Below are 19,119 nucleotides of genomic sequence, written 5' to 3'. Positions count from 1 at the left end.
CGTCTGAAACGCCAACTAAGGCAATAAAAAAGGCGGGTCGCTTGCGGCCCGCCTTTTTTATTGCCTTAGTTGAAAACCAACTGTTTCGAAGTTTCAGGCTGAGGTATCTCCTGTAACGCCTCCGCCAAAATCTGGTAAGAATGAAGGCGAGCTTCGTGGCTGTAAATATGCGACACGGCCATGAGTTCGTTGATTTGTGTTTTCTCCATGAAGCGCGCTAAGCTTTGCTGGATAGTAGCCTTGCTACCAACGAAAGACACCCCTAGCATCTGCTCCACGAACTGTTGCTCAGCGGGTCCCCAAAGTGCCTCCATCGACTCTACGGGTGGTTGCAGCAACGCTTTCTTGCCCGATACCACGCCCAATGCAAACTGTTGTTGGGTTGTGCGCAGCCATTCTGCCTCTGCATCGGTATCAGCGGCCACTACGTTCACACAAGCAATAACGTAAGGCGCAGCCAGGGTTGCCGACGGGCGGAAATTGCTGCGGTATATGGCAATAGCCGACATCAACTGCCCCGGCGCAAAATGGCTGGCAAACGCATAAGGCAAGCCCATGGCCGCCGCCAAGTATGCGCTGTCGGTGCTGGAACCGAGTACATAAATCGGAATGTCCAATCCTTCGCCCGGAATGGCACGCACGGCACTGGTGCTGTTGCTGGCCGAGAAATAGGTTTGCAACTGTTGGATGTCGCGCGGGAAATCGTGTGCGCTAGAAAACCGGCTGCCCCGTATAGCTTGAGCTGTAACCTGATCGGTGCCAGGAGCGCGGCCCAGCCCCAGGTCGATGCGGTTTGGGTAAAGGGATGCCAACGTGCCCAGCTGCTCGGCCACCACCAGCGGTGCGTGGTTCGGCAGCATAATGCCGCCCGACCCCACCCGGATAGTATTGGTGCCAGCCGCAATGTAACCCATCAATACCGTTGGCGCCGAACTAGCCACGCTAATCATGTTGTGGTGTTCCGACAACCAAAAACGACGGTAGCCAAGCTGTTCAGTGTGTTGCGCCAAGCTCAAGCTGTTCCGAAACGAATCGGCTGGCGTATTGCCTTGTGCAACAGCAGCTAAGTCTAGTACGGAATAAGGTATGGAGGACATGGAGTTGGTAGCCATGGGAGACTTCAATTAAGGTAAAGAAGGAAGCGTAGTTGAATAAGCGTTTTCTGGAACGGTTGTTTCAGAAAAAGCAAAATAGTTAGGTTCGTAAGTGGGCTTTAAGCAGTCCAGCCATTTTCCTTATCAAAGCAGGATCTTGGAACAGAAGATGTGACTGCCACCAGCCACAGAAGCTATTGGAAATGTAGCTGGCCACTACTTCAGGGCTGTCTTGCAAATTAATCTCGCCCGATTGCTCAGCAGCTGTCAACAGGTTCTGAAGCAGCGTAATGATACAAGTGTGAGCCGCACGCAGAACGCGCTGTACTTCTGGGTCGTGCCCCGCCATTTCAAAGCAGGATTTGACGCTCAAGCAAGAGTTTTCCCGTTGAACCGTCATTTCCACCACGTGGTCGATGAGAAGATCAAGGGCTTGCAATGCCGAGGGGCCTTGCTGGCGCACAACCGCTTCGTACGCATTACGAGACAGCTCGGCATAGCTGCGGAGGCACTCCAGGAAAAGTGAGTGCTTGTCTTGGAACGAGTTGTACAGGCTGCTGCGGTTGATTTGCATGGCATCAACCAAGTCCTGCATAGACGTAGCATGGTAGCCTTTCTGCCAGAAAACGTGTAACGCCTTCTCTACCTTTTCCTGAGGAATAAATTCTACATTCCGAGCCATTGTTACCACAACCTGAGTTCTGAAACAATTGTTTCAGAATTACCCCAAATGCGAAAATGATTTCCGAGTTCTATTCTAAACGACTATTAGGCTAATACTGGCAGATGCTACTTTCGTGGCTCTAGTGATACGCGCAATGGACGCTAAAACGAGAGGTAATACACACAATCGGCATTTCACTTGTCGACGCCAATACTGTATTGGACGACGGATCTGCGGCCTTCGACCGGACCGCGCCTAGAGGAGCTTGCTGGAGCCTTCGAATACGAGGATCTTTATTCATGCAATTTCTTCTTCTTCTTTGGCTAAGCCAGCACCCCGAACTTGTGGGAACCGAGCAAGGAAGCCACCAATTGGTACTGGCCGCGCTGGCGCTTACGCACGATACCGCCCAGGTATTAACTCCCTACGAGCGTAGCCTACTCGACCGAGTTGGGCGGCGGGAGATGACTTTGCCGCATTTGCTGGCCTACTTACAGGTTCACGAACAAGCCTAAACCGGCTACGTTCATCGCTCAGCAGCTAATTCTTTGCATGGCTCAACTGTACTTTGAAAACGCAATGGGGCGCATCCATGAGCATCCCAACGGCTACGCCTGGCTGCGCTACTATTCCAACCCTCGGTCGCTGCCGGATGTGCAGGGTTTCTGACGCACACAGGGCGCTTACTTCAGCGCTACAACTGGCATCGGTTGCTTAGTGACCAGCGGCTGCTGTTGCCGTTCACGGAAGAAGAGCGGATGCTGATCCTCGATTACTGGCAGACCCGTCAGGTGGCTTATGGGCCGGTCACGGGGGCTGTAGTACTGTCACAGGATGTGTTTACGCGTCTCTCGTTTAGTCAGATCCAGCAGCAAGCAAAAGGGGCGCTAACGTATCGGGTGTTCGAGCGTGAAGAGGCAGCCATTCAGTGGCTTTCGGAAGAGGTGTGAGTTGCTAAAGCCTTTCATAGCAAACGCCAATCATCAAGTTGCAATAAAATGGGGGCATTGGGCGCCGCTTAGTGGTTTATGAACTCACTTTCGCATGCCGAGGGGTGCTGCTCGGCGCATACCCAAAATGGCGCGAAAAGCTGGTAGAAAAGTTGGCCGGATTGCTATACCCTACTTGGTAGGCAACTTCCGAAACCGTAGCAGTGCCGCTAGCTAGCAGCTCGTGGGCTCGTTGCATGCGTACCAAGCGAATAAAATCGCCGGGGGCCTGGTTGGTCAGGGCTTTGAGCTTGCGGTGCAGCTGGGTGCGGCTTAAGCCTAGCTCGTGGCCCAAGACTTCGACGCTGAGCGTTTCATCATCCAGAAAGCGTTCTATTACTTGCTGCACTTTCGCCAGAAATACCTGCTCCATAGAAGGCGGACCGGGAGGCGGAGCGGTTACATTGCGGCGGTACGCTTCTTGGAGCTGCTGGCGGCCATGCACTAAGTTGCGCAACTGGGCCAGTAACTCTGCACGCAAAAACGGCTTGGTGAGGTACGCATCAGCGCCCGTATCTAGGCCGTGGAGTTTGCTGGTTAGGTCGGCTTTGGCCGTAAGCAAAACGATAGGAATATGGCTGGTGCGCTCGTCCTGTTTTAGGGTACGGCACACCCCATACCCATCGAGGCGAGGCATCATGGCGTCAGTTAGTACCAAGTCGGGAAGATGCTCTACTGCGAGGGCTACGCCAGCAGCTCCATTTTCAGCTTCCAAGAGTTGGTAGTCGGCTGCCAAGAGGGTGCGCAGGTAGGCCCGCATGTCGGCGTTGTCTTCAACCAGCAGCAGCAATGGCGCTTGCGGTAGAGCGGGAGCGAGTTTGAACTCGGGAACAGACAATCGGGCGTGCTCGGCTTGTGGAGCTGCTGCGGCTGCTAGCGGAACCGTGCTGGCAGCAGCCAGGGGGAGCGGCAGCCGCACCAGAACATGGGTGCCTTGCCCTACCTCGCTGACCAACGTAATAGTGCCGCCGTGCAGCTCCACGAGTTCCTTGCTGAGGGCCAAGCCAATGCCGGTGCCTTCTTGCTCGCGGGTGTCGGTGCTATCGGCTTGGTAGAAACGGTCGAACACGTGCGGCATTTGGGTTGGTGCAATGCCGCATCCAGTGTCACGAACTGTCAGTTCCATCCACATAGAACGAGCGTCTAGCTCCGGTGCGGCTTCCGCTCGCAACTGTACCGTTACTTCGCCACCTTGGGGAGTGAATTTGAAGGCATTAGAAAGCAAATTAGCCAGCACTTTCTCTAGCTTATCGGCATCAAACTCCACGTGGAGTATGGGCGGAACAGCCTCGAAGACATACGTGATGCCTCGTTGCTGGGCCAATAATTCAAACGAGCCTACCAAGCCGCGCACAAACCCGACTATCTCGCCGGGCACAAGGTGCAGCACTTGCTGCCCGGCTTCGAGCCGACTCAGGTCCAGCAGCTGGTTGATGAGATGTAAGAGGCGCTGAGCATTACGGTGCACCAATTCCGCTTGCTGACGAGTGGTAGGTTCACGGGTGTCGGCGGCAATCTGCGCAGTTGGGCCAAGCATGAGCGTGAGCGGAGTCCGAAATTCGTGCGTGATGTTGGTGAAGAAGCGGGTCTTCTCTTGGTCCAGTGCACGCAAACGGTCGGCTTGGGCACTGATTTCGTCGCGCTGCGTGGCCAGCGTGTGGTTTTGGTGTATGATTTCTTCGGTGCGGGCCTGCACGGTAGCTTCCAAACGCTCGTTTTGGGCACTGATAAGCTGGCGGCGCTCTGCCTCCTGCGCTAGAGTTAGAGCAGAAAGCTGCTCGACCTGCCGCAGCTGCGCCTCTAAGTTGCGGTGGGTGGCGGCAAACTCGCGCGCCAAGTACACCGACATGCAAATCGGGAGCAACAATCCGCAGAGCTGAATAACGAGTTGGGCAGCGAGAAAATCTTGGCTGTCCCATATATGAACTACTTGGAACGCGCTGCTGGCCGCGAATGGAATCAGCATAGTTCCAAGCGTACCAAGTATCAGCAGCCCAATACCGGGTTGCCGCCGCCACAGGGCCAGACCTAGCACCCGCAACATGTCGAGCCAGGCAACGAGGAATATCACCGTGGGTAGTAGCCGTATTTCGTTGCCAGAGGTGGGCTCCAGCAGCCACCACACCACTTGCCCAACGCTGGTTAAGGCCAAAATTCCAAGCCACGGCCAAGGCAGGCGAAGGCGGCAAACCGAATAGAGAAACATCAGCATCAGCCCAGTACCGAGCGACGCACCCACCTGAAACCCTAATTGGGACCACCAACGGGCTTCGCTGTCCATGAACGTGGCGCGCAAAAACACCATTAGGCTGGTGCCGCCAACCACGGCCATGAAGAGGCTAAAGTAGAGGTTGGCTCGCTGGGACCGATAAAACCAAAACAACCAGAAGTGCAGCAAGGCCAGTACGCCCGCGCTGGTCACATTAATAAGGTTAAGCGTGTCGGAGCGCGCTTGGCGAACCCGCTCGTTTAGTAGGCGCTCGGCCGGAGCTACCCACAAAGCCAAGCCGCCGTAGGGTGGTGGCCAGAAATCGAACTTCGCGTAACGTACGGCCAATAGGTGCGGGCCCGCTTCGTGCAGCATAAAGGGGAGCATGCTGTAGCGGGGCCGTATGCCGCGAGTAGTGCTACCCGAAGTGCCTACGGTGCCATAGCGGCCTAACAGGTGGCCATCAAGGTAGATTTCGGACGCGCCTTCTTGCAGGATATGCAGCCCCAAAGGTTTGCCTAGCAGAGCGGAATCGAGAGTGAAGCGTAGCCGGAAACAGCCCGTGCCGCGCCAGCCGGGCGGCCCTTCCCCAAACAGAAAGCCGGTGCTAGCCAGCAGCCAATTCAGGTCGTTGGTGGTAGGGCTGGCCCAGCCTGGCGGATGGCCGGGCCGGTAGCGCCACCGCCTGGTGCCACCTAGCCGTTGCATAGCATTGGAATATACCTGCGCAGCGCTAAGATGAATCAAGGCGCTGTCGGGCGAGGCCGAAGCAACGGCCTTTTTGGGGTCGGGGTTGGCGAGGCTACTCAATCCACTAAGTAGACTGCAGCAAAAAAGAACGACAAAGCAGCGAATGTTCATCGGCAGCAACTCGATGGAGGCGAGACGTGAAGGTGACGCCGTAGCGCGAGCCAGCGCTATCTAGGGTGTAGGGCGTATCTGGCTGACAGTATTTGACTTGCAGTGTAAATCGATAGCAAGTAACACCTTTTTCAAACGAATGAAATTGAAAACGGCGCCCGCGTTACATCTGCAAACACATTTGCAACATCTGCAAAAGTTGCTGCCACACTGCCATAGGCTTTAGAGACGTGCGCAAAGGCGAAACGATACAACCTCCTCTTCCTTTGCAACAGTTGCTTCGCTTGAAATTTTGCCGTTGTGGCTCGCTTATCCTAACGGCTGTACCTCCCAATTGCCGAGGCTATCCAGCTGGCCGCCACAGCAAAACTACCTGTCTTTCTGCTGTCGGCGTTGCTCCGTGCATGCTGCATTATCCATTCCACACTTATACCACTCAAGTCATGAAAACCACTCTCCTTTTCCGTCTGGCTATAAGCCTACTGTGCCTGGTGGCTTCCACAAGCAGCATTGCCCAAACACGCCCTATACCCGACGTGCACGGCTATTGGAACGCAGAAACCAACCTCACCACCCGCAACTACACCCTTGTGCGCTTTTACAACGAGCAAGACCAACTTGTGTACGAAGAGCGCCTCGACAATCTGTGCCTCGACCTAGCCAAAGGCAATGGCCGTTGCCGACGCACCTCCCGCAAACTTGCCACTACGCTGCAACGTGTGTTGCGCGATCCTTCGGTGTGCGCGTCGGGTACGCTTTTAGCCCAGCAGTTCAGCTCGAAGAAACGGCTACAGCGTGCTTACGCCGTTCGGTAGGCTCGTTCTGCTGCTGTCCTTACTCGACCCCAGAGGGTACTAGGTTTTACTGTTCAGGGGCCGGTTTTGATAAGTGCGTCCCGCGTTATAAGGCTGGTGCGTAGATAAGCAGGCGCAGGAAGTGATATAGTGAGTTACGAAGCTCTACTTACAACCAAACACGAACGGTAAAACCGTTTAGTTGATTTTAAAATACTGTAGGTCTATTACTTATTTAAATCTATCCAAACAGCAAAATCTCATTTATGCTATAGGTTGCGCCCGACTATTGCCTGCTGGGTGGCGTATGCCGCCTAGGGGTAGTGGTCGGGCGTAGTAATTTACTACATGAGGAGTAAGCGTTTTTATGCACTAGGGCAATGGTGCAAATGCCTTACTGCTGCTAACAAATCCCGGATTTTTGCGCCAATGATTTACGAAGGATCGTTAGCCGAGCTCTCCAGTTGTGCAAGCACCTGTTCGAGAGTTATCTCGCCACGAACAAACTGCGCCAAGAGTGCTTGTTCTTCAAGAGTTGGTGCCAAACGTGTGCCATGGGTTAAGGTCAACAAGCCAGTAACGAACCGCTGGCGAACAGACTCAGGTGCAATGGTAGAGAAAGGTTGGTTCATAATAGGAGGTAAAGTCTCAATTTGAATCAAATTTCTCTTTAAGACAATCTTAATAGCCTAATACTACTATCTTCTCGATTAACACATACTAATGCTAGCTGAACAGTAACAGGGTATAATTATTGCGTTTGGTTTCTAGTTAACTGAGTGAATCACCCTGCACCCACACACATAAGCTGGACAGTACTACTTCAGCTTTATCTGACATTGTTTGATAAACGAGGCACTTAAGAGTTTTCCTCTCAGTATTTAATGAGGTCTTATACTTCTGATACTATTCAACAGATGTCAGGACACATGTTCTTACTAGTTAACTGAGTACGCACACTTGGCGAGTTTTAATGGGTGTTCCCTAAATAAGCTGATTTAATAACTCTGTTGGTTGCGCTATTAAGCTAATCCCATTTTTAGAATAGGCGCAAATTAAATAGTACGAGTAGCCGAGGAGCTATATAAGCGTAAAGTCCTATTTTTGCTAGTTGTAGTAGCAGCTGATTAATGGTGTAACCAATTAATTAGTTTCTCTCAGTTATTTAATTTATTATGTTAAGCATTAAGTGAAGTCTAAATCAATCTTACTGTTCTTAGTGGTTGGTTTGTTGAGTTCTTGCTCGCCCGAAACAAAGAGTTCATCCCACCTTCTACCTAGCAACCCCCAAACCACCTTGCTAGCTTTGGACTCAGCACGTGGAAGCCTATCCAACCGCCAAGACTTGGCATCTAGCAAACAGGCTACTACGTCGGTGCTTAAGCCCGGGGCTGCCGCCAAAACCATCTATCAACTGCTGCAAGGCAAGTGGCGCAGTACCGATGATGCTCAATACGTACTCGAACTGAGGGAGCATTACTATATGGATTATTACGGGGAAAAGCTTAGTGATTCTACGGAGTTTATCCTTGATAAAGCGTGTCCTTCCGCTCCCAATGCTGGCCATCCCGGAGATAATGAAAGGTATCTGGTCCAACCCAAAGAAGATATGTGCTGGGAGATAGTAGGAGTAGATGAGGAAAGCCTTGAACTCATTTACTCCGGCCGAGGCAACAGCCTATCTTTCAAAAGAATCAACTAGCCTCTTGATAGATACTCGGCAGTAGGCTGAATTTTATCTGTCAGGAGAGAGGCGCATGCTCACGCACGGTTGCAGTTGCAAAATCTTATTTAGACCAGACTGTTAGTCAAACGGAAGGACGAGTTCTAGGACTCCTCACTATAGTGGATTAAGAGTGGTTGTTAGCTTGAGCAGTGAAAGTCTGATTCGTCTCTTCCTTCACCAAACTTTACGATGGCAGAAGAAAACGCTACCGAATTACTGAACCGCGTCACTCAACTTGAGCGGCAATTGAAGCGCCAGCGGCAGATCGGAATCTTAGTAGGTTTGTTGCTAGCCGGAGCCGTTGCTACCAGTTTTGTGGCTGATAAGCCCACCTATTTGCGGGTGCGGGGCATCACGGTTGTTGATGCGAAGGGTAAGCCGCGAATTTTGCTTGGGGCGCCTCCCGAAACAGCGGGCCGTAACCGCAAAGACGCCTCGACGGCTTCTCTGGTTGTACTAGGACCTCAAGGTCAGGATCGAGTAATCCTAGGCGAGTCCCCCAATCCGTTGCTCAAGGGCAAAGTATACCCCCGCATTGCCGCCTCGTACGGCATGACTATTCACGACTCAACTGGCCAAGAGCGTGGAGGTATGTCCTTCCTTGATAACGGCCGCGGCGTCATTGCCCTGGATCGGCACAATCAAGATGCAGTGGAAATGATAGTCAACGACAAGACCGGGTTTGCAGGCCTGACCATGAACTACGAGAAGCCTTTTGGGCAGTATAAGGAGGCTGTGCGCATTGGTACGAAAGGTACCCAGGTATGGTGGGCCTTATCGGACACCAGTGAGGTAGAGCGCGCCAGCCTTTACATTAAAGATCAGCAGGTTCCGAAGCTCGATTTACAGGCAGCCCAAGCGAAATAAAGGCAAGCCCTAGGTGACTGCATACTAAAATAAATGGTGCTGCACCAAAGGCTATTGACGCTTAACGATATCCGCTACCCTCTCGAAACAAGCAACCAAGTTCTAATTGAGGAATGTTGGTTTAGACCATTTTACTGTTGCCAGCACTCACTGCTTGCCATAATGCTTGCAAGCAAGGTTCCTCGAAACAAAGCTCCTGAACAGGTTTGCAGGCCTGTACTGCACCAACGAGTTGAGTTAGGGCAGCAGCGGGCACTTGCCCAAAGCCCATGCTCCATTGGGGGAAAGAGCGTTTTTGAGCTACGCCTTGGAGTATAAGCTGCACTTGCTTGTGTCGCCGATCTTGCTTGATAGCCGCAAATAGTGCCTGTACGTCGGTTTCGGCTCCTTCCAAGAGCTGAACATAATGCCCTTCGCTGCAAAGCAATAGCCCTGTGATATGATGTTCGGCATTGTAGCTACGTGAGTGGTGCAGAATATCACGCAGCTGAGTTAGTTTGGGTAATGGAGGCATGGTCTGGCTTTCGTAAAGCAATCGATATAAACCAGTCTCACGCAGAGGGAGAGCCTGCTCATTGCTTTGTTCACCGTATTCATAACTGGTCGGCAACGGGCTTTCGTATGGACTTTGACCCAAGATAGAGGTATCGAGGAGGGAGAAGGCCAAGGCCAACGACCGACGATGAAGGCGCACCAGTTCCATGGCGCCAATTTCGGAGTTGGTCTTCTAGCGCACAAGCTCGACGTTGAGCTTTGCGGCAGAAACAAATGCCTCCTTGTAAGGAAGCATTGTCTTTCTACTTTACCATTAGCGTGGTGACTTTGCCCGTCTGCTTATCTACTTCAAACGCGGCTGCGTTAGGCATGCGTTTAGCCCAATCGGTGCGGGGAACCATCACCTGCCAATGAGTATCCACGTCAGTGACTCGCGCAGAATCAAATTGGTAAAGGGCACTATTAGGCTGCTGCTGCAGATGCTGAGCAACAGCGGCGCGGGCAGCTACTTCAGTAGTAGCACTTGTTGGCGCCGCCTGGCTTGTAGGATTCACAGTCTGAGGTTGACTTGTCTGGCAGCTACTAATACTGCCAACAGCAACTAGAAGCATGGATAAGGAGCGAAGTTTCATCATGGCGGCAAGTTATGCAAGGAGCAAGCCAAGCTCGTGCTTAAGATGAAAATCAAGCGAGAACTACACGGTTGCTGCCTTTAGTATGGGCGTATAAAGGTACCTAGTGCAGCAGCTAGGAGTGCTGCTTGCTCAGCAAGGAAGGTAAACCGAGAATATTGAGCCTACTCCTTCTTCACTCTCGACGCCGATGGTGCCGCCGGCGTTTTCGACCATCTTCTTAACCATGTAGAGCCCAATGCCTGAGCCATCGACGTGGTCGTGCATGCGCTGGAACATGCGAAACAGGTGCGCCTGCTGAGCCAACGCTAGCCCCAGACCGTTGTCTTGAACAGTAAGCACCTGCCAGTTGTCTCCCGCCGGCGAGCAGGCCAACCGAATGTACGGCAGGCGGTCAGGGTGGCGGTATTTGAGGGCATTGCTGAGCAGGTTATAGACGATGCTCCGCAGATTTTTCACGGAAAACAGCAATGTTGGGCAAGCCGACAAATCAATTTCCAGCTGAGCCCCGGTTTCACGCAATATGGGCAACAAATCTTGGCGCACATCTTCCACTACGGCCGCCACATCCACTGGCTCGGACTGCAAAGCGTGTTCCTGTTGCAGCTTGGTAATGTCGGTTAGGTGGTCGATGGTTTTTTTGAAGCGCTCCACTGCTTCCTGCATCATACCAATGATGGGCAAAACCAAGTCCGCTTCACGGGCAGCGGGCGGCAATTGGTGTTGCAAGGCATCAAGCAAGCCGTCGATGTTGGTGATGGGTGCTTTTAGATCGTGCGAGGCGGTGTAGATAAAATTGTCGAGGTCGGCGTTGGTGCGCATCAGCTGGGCATTGATGGTGCGCAACTCGGCGTTGAGCGTTTGCGCTTCGTCGCGGGATTGGCGAAGCTGCCGGGCTAAGCGTTGTAGACCCTGCTCGGCCAGCTGCCGTTCGTGGATGTCGAGGACGGTACCAACGATGCCTTCGTATTCGCCAGCAGCATTGAAGCGTGGCATACCCGCATCCAGAGCCCAGCGGTAGCGCCCGTTGCTGCGCCGCAGCCGGTAGAGCACTCGGAATGATATTCGTTGGGTATTGGCTTCGGAAAACGCCGCGCGGGCGGCTGGGGCATCGTCGGGGTGGACGGCTTCAAGCCAGCCAATACCCAGAGCCTGCGCTTCGGTTTGCCCAGTATAAGCGTACCACTGCTGATTGAGGTAGGTGCAATGCCCTTGAGGGTTGGTGACCCAGATCATGGCAGGCACATGGTCGGCCATGGCACGGAAGTACTGCTCGCTTTCCAGCAGTGTTTGTTGCAGATGCTTAAGTTCATGAATATCAATGGCCGCGCCCACCCATTGCGTTACGTGTCCGGCAGCATCGAATACGGGAACGGCCCGATCCAAGTGCCAGCGGTACTCACCGGTGGCCGCTATCCGCAACCGCATTTCGGCCTGAAAAGGCTGCGCGCTACGTACCGCCGTAAGCCAAGCCTCTAGGAAAGCGGCTTGATCGTCGGGGTGCATGTATTCTTTCCAACCTAACCCTTGCCCATTGTCTGCGCTAGTAAACCGCTCCCAATGCGGACTCAGATACGTGGTGTGGCCCTCGGCATTGGCTTCCCAAACCACCATGGGAGTTGTCTCTGCCAGCCGTTGGAAGCGGGCTTCGCTTTGCTCGGCCCGTTGCAGGTCACGCACCTGTGCTGGTGTGGTGCTAGCCGCCGCTGCTTCCGGTTGCGACTCTAGAGTAGGTGCGGAAGCGAGGCTTACCACTAGCATTTCTTCACTGCGCTGAATTGCTAGCTGCCAGAGGGTGCGGGAATCGTCGGGCAGTGAGATAGTGTCGTTGAGGAAGGGCAGGCCCGCTTCGCAGAGTTGCTGGCAAGATGAGAGTATAGCCAGTGCTAGGGCAGAGGGTAACTCACTCAGCAGGATTGTGCCCGTTGCATCAGGCCAGTGTAGCAAGCGGTGGGCGGCGGCATTGCCGTGCAGCACTACAAAATCTAACTTTTCGCCCTTGTTAGCCTCCTCCGTTAAGGGGCGCAAAATGAGAAGGCCACTCGGCGATACCTCAAGCAGAGCCTGCGCCAAAGCAGGCAGGGGAAGGGCAGGAACGAGCTGATTTTTCAATGGCAATAAAGACACGTACAGAGGCAAGATACTGCGTGGCACCCACTTCGCGAGTAGATCAGGTGTTATTGGCCAGTTACTAAAGCACTCTTTGGCTGCAAATGTTGGCTCCGTTGCCCCCTGCTGATGAATTGCTATTTCTATGCTGTGCCCTCTTATTCTGAAGGGCCTAAGATTAATTCCGCAAGCGAATTGCAATAAGCAACAAAAGCAGGGGAGTGGGTTAGCAGTAATTTCAGGAAGGCAGTAAAGCACTTTCAACTGCTACTCAAATGGCTTGGCGCACCGCCTCAAACCTAGGAATCTTGGCGCTTTAGTAGCTTTAAGTCTTATTACCGTTCCCGCTACTCAAGTTCTTTCTATGGCTGACCTGATTACAAGCTGGCGCGCAAGCTCGCGAGGGAGCTGTCGGCCTACTCTGCTGCAACGAGCAGTACTCTTTTGGTGCGTGTGTTGCTGGCTGACCGGTTGCGGGCCATCTACCCCGGCACCCACTTACCGCATCGGCTTTTCGCAGTGCACCAACGGTGATGCCTGGCGCCACGCCATGCTGGCAGGCATGAAAAAGGAGCTAAGCTTCTATCCGGAGGTGAGTTTCCAGATAAAAGACGCCAAATACAACAGCGCCCTGCAGGAGCAGCAGATTAAAGAATTTCTGCAAGAAGGTATTGACTTGCTGATCGTTTCTGCCAACGAAACCGAGCCGGTGACGCCTATTGTGGAGGAGGTATACAACCGTGGTATTCCGGTAGTGATTCTCGACCGCCGTACCACCTCCAAACTCTACACATCCTACGTGGGCGGCAACAACGTGGAAGTGGGGCGGACCGCTGGCAACTATATAGCGAGCTTGCTCGGCCAGAAAGGGCAGGTGCTGGAAGTGCTAGGCGCCCCCGGTACTTCGCCGGCCGTCGACCGTCACCGCGGCTTTGCGCAAGCGCTGGCCTCGTATCCTCAACTACAGTTGGTGGCGCAAGTCAACAGCAACTGGGAGCGGCCGTCGGTGCTGGAGCGGCTGCCGGCCGTGCTACGCCAGCATCCGGAAGTGGACTTAATTTTCGCGCATAATGATCGGGTGGCCCTTGGGGCGTATCAGGTGTGCAAGCAGTTGGGCCTGGACCGCCACATCAAGATTGTGGGCGTCGATGGACTGCCGGGTATGCACGGGGGAATTCAGTTGGTGCAGGACGGCATCATCAACGCAACGCTACTGTATCCGCCGGGTGGGGAGGAAGCCATTCGCACGGCCATGAAGATTCTGCGCAAAGAGCCCTACGAGAAAGAAAACAGCCTTAGCACGATGGTTATCGACTCGACCAATGTGCTAACGATGCGGCTGCAAACCGAAAAGCTGGCTAGCCAGCAGCAGGATATTCAGCGCCAGCAACAGCTCCTGCGGCAGCAGCGCGACACCTATGCCAGCCAGCAAATTGTGCTCTACGTGCTAGCAGCAGCCTTACTCGGGGCGGCCGTGCTCGGACTGATTGCCTTCCGGGCCTTCCGGGCCAACCGGCGCATCAACCAACAGCTTGGGCAACAAAACGAAGAGATACGCTCTCAGCGCAACCAGATTCAGGAGTTTGCCGAACGGGCGCGGGTGGAAACTGAGGCCAAGCTGCGCTTCTTCACCAACTTCTCGCACGAGCTGCGCACCCCGCTTACGCTGATACTCGGGCCAGTAGAGGAAATGCTGACTAGCAGCGACCTACCTGCTCCGCACCGCCAAGACGTAGGCTTGATCCGGCGCAATGCGCAACGCCTCTTGCAACTGGTTAATCAGCTCATGGATTTCCGCAAGATTGATGTGGGCAAGATGCCGGTACGGGCTACTGAGGGCAACTTGGTGGCGTTTGTGCGCGAAATCATGGACGTGTTCGAGAAGCCGGCCCGGCAGCGCGGCATCATCATGCGGTTCCTGCCCGCCGAACCCGTTATTGCACTCTGGTTCGATGTCAACATTCTCGACAAGGTGTTTTTCAACTTGCTGTCCAATGCCCTCAAGTTCACGCCCGACCGGGGACAGATAACCGTGAGCTTGCAGGCAGTGCCCGCCGAGGGTAGCGTGCGGGTGAGTGTGGAAGACACCGGCCGGGGTATTTCCGAGCAAGACCGGGCGCACATCTTCGAGTGGTTTTACCAGGGCCAGCAGTCGGCGGCGCGCGGCTCGGGCATGGGACTGGCGTTGGCGCTCGGCCTGACGCGCCTGCACCAAGGCCAGCTTACATTCACCAGTCAACCCGGCCAGGGCAGCACCTTTGTGGTGACGCTGCCGCTGGACCTGCCTGCTTCGCTTAAGCAGCACGACGCCGCGGCGCTGGCGTTGCCTGCCTTTGCGCTAGAAGAAGGTATCAGTCCTGCACCGGCTTACGGCGAGCAAACGCCCGTCGTCTACGGCAGCAACGAGGCATTGGTGCTCGTAATTGAGGACAACCCGGAGGTCAACGCTTTCCTGACGCAGAAGCTGCAACCCCACTTCCAAGTCAGTACCGCCTTCGATGGGGCCACCGGCTTGCGGCTAGCCGCCGAAGCCATTCCGGACTTAATCGTGTGCGACGTCATGCTGCCCGAAATCAGCGGGCTAGAAGTGGTGGCGCAGCTGAAAGGTGATTGGCGGACCTCGCACATTCCGGTGGTGCTGCTCACGGCCCGCAACGCCCCCGAGCAGCAAGTGGAAGGCGTGCAAGCCGGCGCCGACCTCTACCTGACCAAACCGTTCAATCCTACCTTCCTGCTCGAAAGCCTACGCACCTTGCTAGCCAACCGCGACAAAATGCGCGAGCATTTCCGCCGCGAGCTGTCGGTCGATACGGTAACTGTGGCCCCGCAGCGCGTCGACCAGAAGTTCCTGGCCGATCTTACGGCCATCGTTGAAGCCAACCTTACCCGCTCCGACCTGAGCGTGGAAGACATTGCCCGCAGCCTCGGCATCTCACGGGTGCAGCTCTACCGCAAAGTCAAGGCCGTGCTCGGCACCGGCGTCACCGACTTCATCCAGGGCATCCGGCTCACCAAAGCCCGGCAGCTATTGCTCGATGATGAGCTAACTATTGCCGAAGTGGCGTATCAGCTCGGCTTCTCTTCGCCTTCGTATTTCTCCACCAGCTTCAAGGCGCGCTACCAGGTGTCACCATCCGAGTTCCGAGCCTTGCATACGACGCCAAGTGTGTGAATCAATTTCTAAAAACAGGTATCAAAACTGAAAGTAACAAGGGTTTAAAAAGTGAACGTGTGCAGTTATATGGTTGATTTATAGAGTTTTGTTATTCATCAGACAGGCGTGTAATTATTGAAAGGTTTTGAGTGAATAAAGTAAGACGGCGGCCGGGTTTGCCCTGAGATTTGGGTAACAACTCGGTTATGAAAACACCTCACGCTCCTTAGTTCGCCACCGCGCCTCTCCTTGCACCAAGCTCCTTATGCGGGCCGTGCGAGGGGAGGCGCGGTTGTGCTTTGTGGTGGCCACCCCACCTCCCCTGACGCTGTTTCCACTGTCTTCCTTTTCCACACAATTCCCATGAAACACACTGTCCCTTTGCTGCGGCAAGCCGTCAGGCTCTCGTTGCTTACCACCCTGCCACTGGCGCTTGCAGTGCCGGCTCTAGCGGCCGTTCCCGGCGCTGCTGGTGCCGCAAGCATACTAGCTGATGTCACGATTACCGGTCGGGTAACCGACGACAAAGGCGTTGCGCTACCCGGCGTAACGGTGGTGGTGAAAGGCACCACAACGGGTACCAGCACCGGCCCCGATGGCGACTTCAAACTCACCGTGCCCGACGACGCCACCCTGCTCGTTTCCTATATCGGGTACAAGGCCCAGGAGGTGCCCGTGACGGGCCGCACCACCTTCACCATTACGCTGGTTACGGATGCGGCAGCTCTGGACGAAGTGGTGGTGACCGGCTACCAAACCCAGCGCAAGGCGGATTTGACTGGGGCGGTGGCGGTGGTGAAAACCGAGGAAATTCGGGACATGGCCTCCAACGACGTAACCCGCAATCTGCAAGGCCGGGTGGCCGGCGTGCAAATCAACTCCGACGGGGCGCCGGGCAGCTCGGCTACGGTGCGTATCCGGGGCATCGGCACGCTCGGCAACAACGACCCGCTCTACGTCATCGACGGCATTCCAACGCGGGAAGGCATCAACCAGATCAACCAGAACGACATCGAGAGCATACAGGTGCTTAAAGATGCCTCGGCGGCCAGCATCTACGGGTCGCGCGCTTCTAATGGCGTGATTATCATCACCACCAAACGGGGCAAACTAGGAACCACGAAGGTGGATTTCTCGACCTTCTTCACACTCCAAACGCCGGGTCCGCACGTCAAGCTGCTTAACACCTTGGATTACGGCCGGGTGTACGGCCAGGCTGCCATCAACGATGGCACCAACCCTAGCCTGCCATACTACAACTTCCAGACAAGTGTGGACGCCAGCGGCCGCCGGGTGCTGAATGGGGTAACAGTGCCCGAATTCATTGACGCGGCCAAAACGCAGCGGGCTTCCGATACCGACTGGTTCAAGGAAACGCAGCAGAATGCCCTGATCCAGAGTTACAACCTGAGTGTGAGCAGCGGCAGTGAGCGGGGCAGCGCCTTGTTCTCGGTAAACTACTACGACAACTCCGGCACCCTGAAATACTCGGGTTTCGACCGGTACACTGCCCGCCTCAATAGCGACTACAACTTCCTGAACGGCCGGCTGAAAATCGGGGAAAACCTAACCGTCGTGAAGTCGCAGCGGGCTGAGTTCGACCTAAATCTGGTGCGCGACCGGACCACGCAGCTGCCGTCCATCGTGCCGGTGCATACCGTGGATGGCGTGGGTTGGGGCGGACCCGTAGCGGGCATGAGCGACCGGGACAACCCGCTGCGCCTGCTCACCGACAACAAGCAGAACCGCTCGAACACGGGCCGTGCGTTCGGCAACTTCTACGCCGACGCTGAAATCCTGAAGGGCCTGCACGTACGCAGCAGCTTCGGCATCGACTACAACATCTACAAGTTCCGCCAGATCTACAAAACCTACCAGGCCGGCTTCCTCTCCGAAGCCAACAACCGCGTAACCATCAACGACCGGTTCTGGGGTAACTGGGTTTGGCAGAATACCATAAACTACGACATTCTGCTAGGTGGCAAGCACCAGCTGGGCGTATTGGCCGGAGCCGAGCGCATCAGCTACTACGATGAGGGCTCCTACGCCTCGCGCACCAACTTCGCCAGCGAAGACCTGACCTACACCTACCTAGATGCCGGCGCCGCCAACAAAGACAACGGCGGTAGCGCCACGGCGTACCGGCTGGCTTCCACATTCGGCAAAATCAACTACTCGTTTGCCGATCGGTATTTGCTGTCGGGCACGCTGCGGCGGGACGGGTCGTCGCGCTTTGGTGAAGACAACAAGTTTGGGGTGTTTCCGGCCGTGTCGGCGGGCTGGCGCCTGAGCGAAGAAGCCTTTGTGAAAGACAACGCGCCGATTCTAACCGACTTAAAGTTGCGCGCTGGATGGGGCCAGACCGGCAACCAGGACATTGCCAATTTCGCTTCGCGGGGCCTCTATCAAGCACTGCTCGGTACCATCGACCCCAACTTCGAGTACGACCGGGGTACCGCCTACGACATCTACGGCAACGACATCAACCTGCCCTCGGGCTACCGCCGCTTCCAGCGTGCTAACCCGAGCCTGAAGTGGGAAACTACCACCCAAACCAACGTAGGCGTGGACTTCGGCTTGCTGCAAAACAAGCTCTCCGGCTCGGTTGACTACTTCGTAAAGAAGAGCGAGGATATTCTGGTGAACCTGCCGTACCTAGCGGTAGTAGGCGAAGGGGGCGACAAATTTGTGAACGGCGCGTCCATCGAAAACAAGGGGTGGGAATTTGTGCTCGGCTACCAGAACGAGCTAGCCAACGGGTTGACTTACAGCATCTCGGGCAACCTCTCGACCTACCGCAACAAGCTCACCTATTTGCCCGACGAGGTGATAAACGCCTACGGCGGCAATGGCCAAGATATTACGCGCCTGGGGCACTCCATCAATGCAGTGTACGGCTACGTGGCCGATGGCCTGTTCCAAAACGAGGCCGACGTGACCAGCCACGCCACGCAGGTAGGGGCGGCGCCCGGCCGCATTCGGTACCAGGACCTGAACGGCGACGGCAAAGTGGACAACTTCGACCAGACCTGGATTACGGAAGGCGTGCCCGATTTCAACTACGGCCTCAACCTAGGCGCCGGCTTCAAGGGCTTCGACTTGCAGATCTTCTTTCAGGGAGTGCAGGGGCTCGACGCCTACAACAACGCCAAATTCCGGACCGACTTCTCGTCGTTGGCTTCCGGCGAAAATTGGGGCCAGCGCCTACTCGATGCCTGGACGCCGACCAACACTGGCTCTACCATTCCGGCCGCTACGCTCATCAACACCAACAACGAGGGCCGCGCTTCCACCTACTTCATCGAAAACGCTTCTTATATGAAGCTGCGCAACCTCCAGCTCGGCTATTCGCTGCCTAACAGCCTGTTTAGCAAAGTGAAAGTGCAAGGGGTACGCGTCTACGTGCAAGGCCAAAACCTCTTCACCATCAAGAGCAAGGAGTACACCGGCGCCGACCCCGAAGTAACCAACTACCAGTATCCGGTGCCCCGCATTTTCTCGGCCGGCCTTAATCTTTCTTTCTAA

Annotated in this window: 14 protein-coding genes; 7 read left to right on the top strand and 7 right to left on the bottom strand. The window is 55.0% G+C overall.

Going from position 1 to position 19,119, the window contains the following annotated elements; genetic code table 11:
• Window positions 1–65: 65 nt before the first annotated feature.
• Together P1X16_RS25400 and P1X16_RS25395 are read right to left on the bottom strand one after the other, a co-directional pair.
• On the bottom strand, window positions 66–1,097 hold the full coding sequence (locus P1X16_RS25400) for an LLM class flavin-dependent oxidoreductase (RefSeq protein WP_277235019.1): 1,032 nt from the start codon (window positions 1,095–1,097) through the stop codon (window positions 66–68).
• A gap of 97 nt (window positions 1,098–1,194) precedes the next feature.
• Window positions 1,195–1,776, bottom strand: a complete 582-nt coding sequence (locus P1X16_RS25395) for a TetR/AcrR family transcriptional regulator (protein WP_277235017.1) — start codon at window positions 1,774–1,776, stop codon at window positions 1,195–1,197.
• 281 nt (window positions 1,777–2,057) lie between these two features.
• Here P1X16_RS25395 and P1X16_RS25390 point away from each other — a divergent pair, with 281 nt between their 5' ends.
• Both P1X16_RS25390 and P1X16_RS25385 read left to right on the top strand, forming a co-directional pair.
• Window positions 2,058–2,273 (top strand): hypothetical protein, encoded by a 216-nt coding sequence (locus P1X16_RS25390; protein ID WP_277235015.1) that lies wholly within the window; start codon window positions 2,058–2,060, stop codon window positions 2,271–2,273.
• Between the two features lie 195 nt (window positions 2,274–2,468).
• Window positions 2,469–2,708, top strand: coding sequence for a hypothetical protein (locus P1X16_RS25385; protein WP_277235013.1), 240 nt, complete (start codon window positions 2,469–2,471; stop codon window positions 2,706–2,708).
• Window positions 2,709–2,784: 76 nt separating this feature from the next.
• Here the strand turns inward: P1X16_RS25385 and P1X16_RS25380 are convergent, their stop codons facing one another.
• Window positions 2,785–5,766 (bottom strand): ATP-binding protein, encoded by a 2,982-nt coding sequence (locus tag P1X16_RS25380; RefSeq protein ID WP_277235012.1) that lies wholly within the window; start codon window positions 5,764–5,766, stop codon window positions 2,785–2,787.
• 494 nt (window positions 5,767–6,260) lie between these two features.
• On the opposite strand from P1X16_RS25380, the gene P1X16_RS25375 reads away from it, so the two are divergent.
• Window positions 6,261–6,632: a hypothetical protein gene (locus tag P1X16_RS25375; protein WP_277235010.1), complete on the top strand. Its 372-nt coding sequence runs from the start codon at window positions 6,261–6,263 to the stop codon at window positions 6,630–6,632.
• Between the two features lie 413 nt (window positions 6,633–7,045).
• On the opposite strand, the gene P1X16_RS25370 is transcribed toward P1X16_RS25375, so the two are convergent.
• Window positions 7,046–7,243, bottom strand: coding sequence for a hypothetical protein (locus P1X16_RS25370; RefSeq protein ID WP_277235008.1), 198 nt, complete (start codon window positions 7,241–7,243; stop codon window positions 7,046–7,048).
• A gap of 713 nt (window positions 7,244–7,956) precedes the next feature.
• Between P1X16_RS25370 and P1X16_RS25365 the strand changes: the two genes are divergently transcribed.
• The gene (locus P1X16_RS25365) at window positions 7,957–8,313 is read left to right on the top strand and encodes a hypothetical protein (protein WP_277235006.1); all 357 of its coding nucleotides are present in this window, start codon (window positions 7,957–7,959) and stop codon (window positions 8,311–8,313) included.
• A 213-nt stretch (window positions 8,314–8,526) separates the two neighbouring features.
• Complete coding sequence (locus P1X16_RS25360; RefSeq protein ID WP_277235004.1) at window positions 8,527–9,204, top strand: hypothetical protein; 678 nt, start codon at window positions 8,527–8,529, stop codon at window positions 9,202–9,204.
• Window positions 9,205–9,325: 121 nt separating this feature from the next.
• Here the strand turns inward: P1X16_RS25360 and P1X16_RS25355 are convergent, their stop codons facing one another.
• From P1X16_RS25355 to P1X16_RS25345, 3 genes are all read right to left on the bottom strand, one after another.
• The gene (locus P1X16_RS25355) at window positions 9,326–9,907 is read right to left on the bottom strand and encodes a BLUF domain-containing protein (protein ID WP_277235003.1); all 582 of its coding nucleotides are present in this window, start codon (window positions 9,905–9,907) and stop codon (window positions 9,326–9,328) included.
• A gap of 94 nt (window positions 9,908–10,001) precedes the next feature.
• Complete coding sequence (locus P1X16_RS25350; RefSeq protein WP_277235001.1) at window positions 10,002–10,253, bottom strand: hypothetical protein; 252 nt, start codon at window positions 10,251–10,253, stop codon at window positions 10,002–10,004.
• A gap of 210 nt (window positions 10,254–10,463) precedes the next feature.
• Window positions 10,464–12,458, bottom strand: a complete 1,995-nt coding sequence (locus P1X16_RS25345; RefSeq protein ID WP_277234999.1) for a PAS domain-containing sensor histidine kinase — start codon at window positions 12,456–12,458, stop codon at window positions 10,464–10,466.
• Window positions 12,459–12,891: 433 nt separating this feature from the next.
• Between P1X16_RS25345 and P1X16_RS25340 the strand changes: the two genes are divergently transcribed.
• Both P1X16_RS25340 and P1X16_RS25335 read left to right on the top strand, forming a co-directional pair.
• On the top strand, window positions 12,892–15,612 hold the full coding sequence (locus P1X16_RS25340) for a substrate-binding domain-containing protein (RefSeq protein ID WP_277234997.1): 2,721 nt from the start codon (window positions 12,892–12,894) through the stop codon (window positions 15,610–15,612).
• Window positions 15,613–15,957: 345 nt separating this feature from the next.
• Window positions 15,958–19,119 (top strand): TonB-dependent receptor, encoded by a 3,162-nt coding sequence (locus P1X16_RS25335; RefSeq protein WP_277234995.1) that lies wholly within the window; start codon window positions 15,958–15,960, stop codon window positions 19,117–19,119.

The organism is Hymenobacter sp. YC55, from assembly GCF_029433095.1.
Lineage (GTDB): Bacteria > Bacteroidota > Bacteroidia > Cytophagales > Hymenobacteraceae > Hymenobacter.
The sequence above is the reverse complement of the archived record's forward strand: the minus strand, read 5'-3'. Positions and strand labels throughout refer to the sequence as shown.

Coding starts and splice junctions, on each gene's coding strand:
- P1X16_RS25400 (WP_277235019.1), bottom strand. CDS start 1,097: ATGTCCTCCATACCTTATTCCGTACTAGACTTAGCTGCTGTTGCACAA.
- P1X16_RS25395 (WP_277235017.1), bottom strand. CDS start 1,776: ATGGCTCGGAATGTAGAATTTATTCCTCAGGAAAAGGTAGAGAAGGCG.
- P1X16_RS25390 (WP_277235015.1), top strand. CDS start 2,058: ATGCAATTTCTTCTTCTTCTTTGGCTAAGCCAGCACCCCGAACTTGTG.
- P1X16_RS25375 (WP_277235010.1), top strand. CDS start 6,261: ATGAAAACCACTCTCCTTTTCCGTCTGGCTATAAGCCTACTGTGCCTG.
- P1X16_RS25370 (WP_277235008.1), bottom strand. CDS start 7,243: ATGAACCAACCTTTCTCTACCATTGCACCTGAGTCTGTTCGCCAGCGG.
- P1X16_RS25360 (WP_277235004.1), top strand. CDS start 8,527: ATGGCAGAAGAAAACGCTACCGAATTACTGAACCGCGTCACTCAACTT.
- P1X16_RS25355 (WP_277235003.1), bottom strand. CDS start 9,907: ATGGAACTGGTGCGCCTTCATCGTCGGTCGTTGGCCTTGGCCTTCTCC.
- P1X16_RS25335 (WP_277234995.1), top strand. CDS start 15,958: ATGAAACACACTGTCCCTTTGCTGCGGCAAGCCGTCAGGCTCTCGTTG.